Annotated in this window: 3 protein-coding genes and 1 pseudogene; 1 reads left to right on the top strand and 3 read right to left on the bottom strand. The window is 43.3% G+C overall.

Annotated features, from left to right (window positions below; all coding sequences use genetic code 11):
- Window positions 1-504 (top strand): annotated as a pseudogene (locus tag DXA74_RS16735) (conjugal transfer protein TraG); the annotation flags it as partial.
- A 45-nt stretch (window positions 505-549) separates the two neighbouring features.
- Here DXA74_RS16735 and DXA74_RS15345 read toward each other — a convergent pair.
- The 3 genes from DXA74_RS15345 to DXA74_RS16730 form a co-directional block, all read right to left on the bottom strand.
- Window positions 550-1,566: a nucleotidyl transferase AbiEii/AbiGii toxin family protein gene (locus DXA74_RS15345; protein WP_004329667.1), complete on the bottom strand. Its 1,017-nt coding sequence runs from the start codon at window positions 1,564-1,566 to the stop codon at window positions 550-552.
- A gap of 9 nt (window positions 1,567-1,575) precedes the next feature.
- Window positions 1,576-2,277, bottom strand: a complete 702-nt coding sequence (locus DXA74_RS15340) for a DUF6088 family protein (RefSeq protein WP_118529011.1) — start codon at window positions 2,275-2,277, stop codon at window positions 1,576-1,578.
- Between the two features lie 719 nt (window positions 2,278-2,996).
- On the bottom strand, window positions 2,997-3,184 hold a 188-nt coding region (locus DXA74_RS16730; protein ID WP_118529009.1), incomplete at its 5' end, for a hypothetical protein.

The raw sequence follows: 3,184 nt of genomic DNA, 5'->3' as shown, positions 1-3,184 counted from the left end.
GGGGACAAGGAAAGCAAAGTAATCCAAAATACTGTGGGTAACGTGTTCAGCGGTCAGGTAGTCGGTGAAACGGCAAAAATACTGTCGGAGCGTTTCGGAAAGGTGTTGCAGAAACGGCAGAGCATGACGATAAACCAGCGGGAGAAGTCCACCTCGATAAGCACCCAAATGGACAGCCTGATACCCGCCAGTAAAATATCCAACCTCACGCAAGGCATGTTCGTGGGGGCGGTAGCGGACAACTTCGATGAACGGATAGAGCAGAAGATTTTCCACTGTGAAATCGTGGTGGACAATGAAAAGGTGAAGCGGGAAACCGCCCGCTACGTGAAACTTCCGCAAATAATCGACTTCATCGACAAGGACGGCAACGACCGGATGCAGGAAGAGATACAAGCCAACTACGACCGCATCCGGCAGGAAGTCCGGCAGATTGTCGAGGACGAGATAACCCGGATTAAGAACGACCCGGAGCTATGCCATTTGATAAAAGAGGAAGAATAGCTGTATATAATATAATGTATGGAGTGAAGAACAGCCGATGTAGCTTTACGGTTGTTCTTCATTTTGCTTTTGGGTGCGGTAGGCTTCAAAACGCACCAGTATTTCGTGTAGGTTCTTCAATGCTTCCACCGCCTTGCCTATCGGCGGCATCCTGCTTTTGTCAAAAGTCAGCTTCTTCAAATCGGTAGTGTACGCCGTAGCCACTTCGGGCAACGCCATGACCGCTTCGGCATCCTTGAATATCGGTGCATCAGCCAGTGACAAGTGCGAACGGGAGTTTTTGTTTAGTCCGTCCTCTATTGTTACCCGGTACATGGCATCCAAGAAATCTTCCGAATATAAGTAGTCATTGTATTCCTGATTGTGGTAGAGTGCCGACAAGTCGTAAACGTCACGGATATGCTTTGCCAATAGTGCGGCGGCATCCTCGTTGTAGGATAACTTTACCAGCCTTGAAATCTTGTCGCAGATAGTCTTTCGGGGGTTGATGCACTGCACTTCAAAACTTTCCAGCCCGTAGGTACTTATCAGTTCCTCTTGCCCGATGCTTTCAAGAAAAGCAGTCACAATCGGTTTGATTGTCTGTTTGTCCGCAGGGTAGAACATTTGTTGTTTGTCCGGCAGGTCGCAGGACTTTATTTCCACTTCCAAATGTTCTTTCAATCCCACGCCTTGAAATACATTTTCATACGAGAAATACAGCTTGCGGTAGTTGCCGCCCGTTTCCGACAAATCATCCTTGTATATGTCGCTGTTAAGTTCGGCGATGTGTTTGGAAAGTTTCTTGTTCAATGTTTTTTCCGCCTGCTTGGACGCACTTTTATCACCCGTGAACACGAACAAGTCCAAATCTTCCGAGAAACGTTCTATCAGCCCGTAGGCTTTGGAAAGCGAAGTGCCTCCCTTGAAGTAGGTCTTATTGGCATATTCGGACAGAGAAATATCCCGCAGTATCTTCGATACCCAGTAATCCTTTTCCACGTGCGACTGCTCGTAGCTGAACTGTTCAGCCGCCAGTGCGATGATTTCCTTGAACGCTTCCTTATCCGAATGTAAATCCATATCTCTATCTTATGCCGTTTTATAATCCAAATTGAACCGTGTCGTGGGAAGAATGGTCTTTGCCATTTCCGTTTGCAACACGGTTTGTCTGATGTCGCCCAGTATATCTGCAACAGTCTTTCTGACACGTGGCGGGTAACTTTTCGCCAAAGATACGATTTTCTCCAGTTCCGGCAGACTATATCCGTTGAAATATTGGTTCTTGAGCCGGTTGTAGATGTCCTGCCCGGTTGTTCCGGGTATGCGCTTCATGTCCTTTATCGCATCGAGCAGTCGCAAGTACGGTACAAGGCTTTCATCCGAGTAGTCCGTGCAATAGGCTTTCACACACTCTATATCCAAGTTCTTGAAACGGAAACGGCGCACCGGATAGGGAGTGGCTATCGTTATGGTTGTGGCGACCTGTTCGGTCAGCCCCATTTTGTTATAGACGTAAGCCCCCGTAATATAGCCGTTCAGTTTTTCGGTAAGATAACGAAACTGTTCATCCTGATAGACGGGCAGCTTCCCCAATCCTAAGACCGATTTCTTGGGGCGGTAGTACGCACCCTTTTCAACCCGTACCAGTACCCCTTTGCGGCTCTGTTCGGAGAGCAGCACCGCAACATTAGCGGTCTTTTCCGTTTCAAACGACAAATCCCGGAACGTGAATATACGCCCGGTATCTATCCGTTCAATCTGCCCAAGTATCTCTTTCCTGAATGAAGCCATATTTATGTACTTTGTTTCTATCTGCAAAGATAGTATAATATGTAATTACATGCAAAAACATAACAAATATTTTGTCGAAGATGTTTTCTTTCTGTCGTGTCACTTGATAATAGGAGAATAAGGAACATAATTAAAGGCTTGTCAAACGCTTCACAAACGCTCCAAAATAAGCTATATTTCAGCCTTGATTATGTATATATCGTTCATTCTTATCTTATTGACAAAATAGGAAACGCTTCACAAATGGCTCACAAATAGCTCATCTAAAGCGAGCGATTAACTTCGTTCTGTACCCGTTTTAAATCTCCGACCAACAGTTGGAGATTTACCGCACCCGTATAATTTCAAGCACCGCAGGACAAATTCGGGCATCCCTTGCCCCCGTCTTTAGTTGCTATCTTTGGACTGGACTTATTATTATACCATTAGCAACAATCAAATTATTATCGTTATTATGGACATTTAAAGTAAAAAAGATATTCCTATAATGATTAAAGCAATAGATGCAAATATGTATCTATATCTTTTTGTAGAAAACATTGCTCCTATACAGGAGATAGATACAGCAAATTGCATACATTTTAAACTTAACTCTGTAGTCTTAAATATACACATAGACAAAAAAGATAATGCCAAAACAAATAGTATAGTATTCAATATATATTTCAGTTTCATATTACTTTGATTTATATTGACCTTATTAGCAGCATATAAATTGCTCATCCTATCCCAATAAACAATCCTATACAAGAGAACAAGGTGAATCTCTTTTCCTTGTATTTCATCCTATAGACCAGCCCGATAATAGCACATAAAGGAATTTTAGATGAATCTGTATTTTTTCCTTTGTTTACAAGGTATTTATGATGTTCTTTCATCCTTTCTTTGCTCAATTTGCGAATCTCAC

Origin of the sequence: Bacteroides sp. OF04-15BH, assembly GCF_003477995.1 — a bacterium.
Classification (GTDB): Bacteria; Bacteroidota; Bacteroidia; order Bacteroidales; family Bacteroidaceae; genus Paraprevotella.
The sequence above is the reverse complement of the archived record's forward strand: the minus strand, read 5'-3'. Positions and strand labels throughout refer to the sequence as shown.

Excerpts from the sequence above, each read along its gene's own strand:
- DXA74_RS15345 (WP_004329667.1), bottom strand. The coding sequence starts at position 1,566 with ATGGATTTACATTCGGATAAGGAAGCGTTCAAGGAAATCATCGCACTG.
- DXA74_RS15340 (WP_118529011.1), bottom strand. The coding sequence starts at position 2,277 with ATGGCTTCATTCAGGAAAGAGATACTTGGGCAGATTGAACGGATAGAT.